A 1929-nucleotide genomic window follows, 5' to 3' on the forward strand; every position below is an offset into this window, starting at 1 on the left:
AGGTAAAGATGAACTGCTTTTAACTTTTCCTCAACGGAGGTTTGACTTCTTTTGGACATATGAAAACTCCTCTTATAGCTTCTAGTGAATTTTTGTTTTTTCACTGTCCACTATAAGGGGAGTATATCACCCCTGCTTATCAGCTTTTCTTATCTCTCAATAAACTCCGACTGCAGGACAAGCGTCCGTCTTTCATCGGAAATAGCCTGACGGAAACACTCGCGTCCCAAATCATAGGACTTGTGGTCAATGGTCGAAATGCCCAGCAGCTGGCTGGTCAGCTGGTTTTCCTGCCCGCATAGAAAAGGCAGGGGCTGCTGCTCCTGATAATAACGGAAAATGCCCGCTGCTACATCGTCACCGTTGGCAAAAATACAGTCCAGATTGCGTTCTCTGGCTAATTTCTTGGCTGCCTCGTAGCCATCCTCCTCTGTCGCAATGCCTTCTAAAACCGCGACAGGCGCAGCCTCTCCATAAACCTCTCTGTAGGCTGCCATGATACTGCGATAGGTAGGGCTCCTTTGGCCAGTCCGGGTAAAAAGCAGATCCTGCATTTCTTCTTCCTCAAAAGACAGGAGCATAATCTTGAAAGTATTGTCCTGACCGAGCAAAAATCGGTCAGAATCATTAACCAAGGTCGGTGCCTGACGGGTCAGATCATATTCAAAGCGGATTCCTTTATCTATTGTATCACAATACCAGTGAGTCAGATCATAATAAGAGAGACTGACTTCTGGGAAGGCCCGGCGAATGCTCTTAAGCAGCAGCTGCACTGTCTGCTTGGGGATAATGTCCGTATGCAGCGGGTGAACCCTGCTCTCCTCCATCTCATAAATCAAGCCGCCGTTAAAGGCCACCTGCGGTCCAGTCAGCCCCAGCGCTTCTATCGCTTCCTTCATTTCCATGGGTGCCCGTGCAGATACCAGCGTGACAGGTATCTCTGAGGCCCGAACAGCCTGAGCATTATCCGCTGAAACCCGCCCCTGCGAATTAAGCAAGGTTCCGTCCATATCTGTAAAAATCCGCTTAATTGCCATCGTGTTGTCCTCTTTTCTTGACTTGGTTCGCTAGCTTGATTTCATTCTAATCTATTAAACGCGTTCCATGTCAAGAGGAAAATGGAATTTTTTTCAAAAATTTTGACAAAAAAGTCTAGCAGCCCTATAATAGACTGTAATCTGATATAGCCGTTTAGTTTATCTAGTTTATCTTTTATTGCCTCTTTATCTGCCGCCTCAAAGGCGGTGGGGCAGACTCCCATGATGGCTGTGTCCTCACCCACAGAGGGATGAATCTTTTGGAAGATACCGTATAAGCCTCTTTGAGCAGCTCGCTGCCTATCATTTTCTTATTTCAAGACGATAGACTGAAAGACTGTATTTCCCAAAATCCACCAGCCAAACATAAAGGAGAAATGATGCCAATCCGAAAAGCCAATCCGGCAGATATACCCGTTTTAAGTCAGTTTTTGCAGCAGATCCTGCTGGTTCACCACCAGGCACGGCCCGATATTTTTAAGAGTCAGGGCAGCAAGTACAGCCCTCAGGAGCTGGAAAAGCTGCTGTCTCAGGAGAATACACCAATCTTTGTCTATGAAGATGAAAAAGGCCAGCTATTGGGGCATCTCTTTTGCACCATCAAAGAGCCGGACAGCCCAGTCCTCAATCCTATCAGGACCCTCTTTATCGAAGATCTCTGCGTGGATGAAAAAGCCCGCGGACAGAGGATTGGTGAGCAGCTCTACGGTTTTGCGGAGAATTTTGCCCGCCAGATAGGCTGCCACAACCTGACCCTCAATGTCTGGAATGACAATGCCGGCGCCCTGCGTTTCTATGAACGCCAAGGCTTGCGGCCGCAGGAAACAGTGATGGAGAAACTCCTGTAAGCCGCTGCCGCCTAAGCTTATTAAAAGGCGGTGGGACAGACTCC

Annotated in this window: 2 protein-coding genes; one reads left to right on the forward strand and one right to left on the reverse strand. The window is 47.8% G+C overall.

Annotation, left to right across the window (positions count from 1 at the left end; all coding sequences use genetic code 11):
- Nucleotides 1-149 precede the first annotated feature (149 nt).
- Nucleotides 150-1037 carry an HAD hydrolase family protein gene (locus tag STRDD11_RS06985; RefSeq protein ID WP_128836703.1) on the reverse strand — a complete coding sequence of 296 codons (888 nt, stop codon included), beginning with the start codon at nucleotides 1035-1037 and terminating at the stop codon, nucleotides 150-152.
- A 380-nt stretch (nucleotides 1038-1417) separates the two neighbouring features.
- Here STRDD11_RS06985 and STRDD11_RS06990 point away from each other — a divergent pair, with 380 nt between their 5' ends.
- Entirely contained in the window at nucleotides 1418-1885 is a 468-nt protein-coding gene (locus tag STRDD11_RS06990; protein ID WP_128836704.1) for a GNAT family N-acetyltransferase, read from the forward strand.
- Nucleotides 1886-1929 lie beyond the last annotated feature (44 nt).

The sequence above is a fragment of the Streptococcus sp. DD11 genome, from assembly GCF_001578865.1.
In the GTDB taxonomy this organism is placed as follows: Bacteria; Bacillota; Bacilli; order Lactobacillales; family Streptococcaceae; genus Streptococcus; species Streptococcus panodentis.

What these genes read in the sequence shown, in the direction of transcription:
- STRDD11_RS06990 (WP_128836704.1), top strand. Translation starts at nt 1,418, where the DNA reads ATGCCAATCCGAAAAGCCAATCCGGCAGATATACCCGTTTTAAGTCAG.
- STRDD11_RS06985 (WP_128836703.1), bottom strand. Translation starts at nt 1,037, where the DNA reads ATGGCAATTAAGCGGATTTTTACAGATATGGACGGAACCTTGCTTAAT.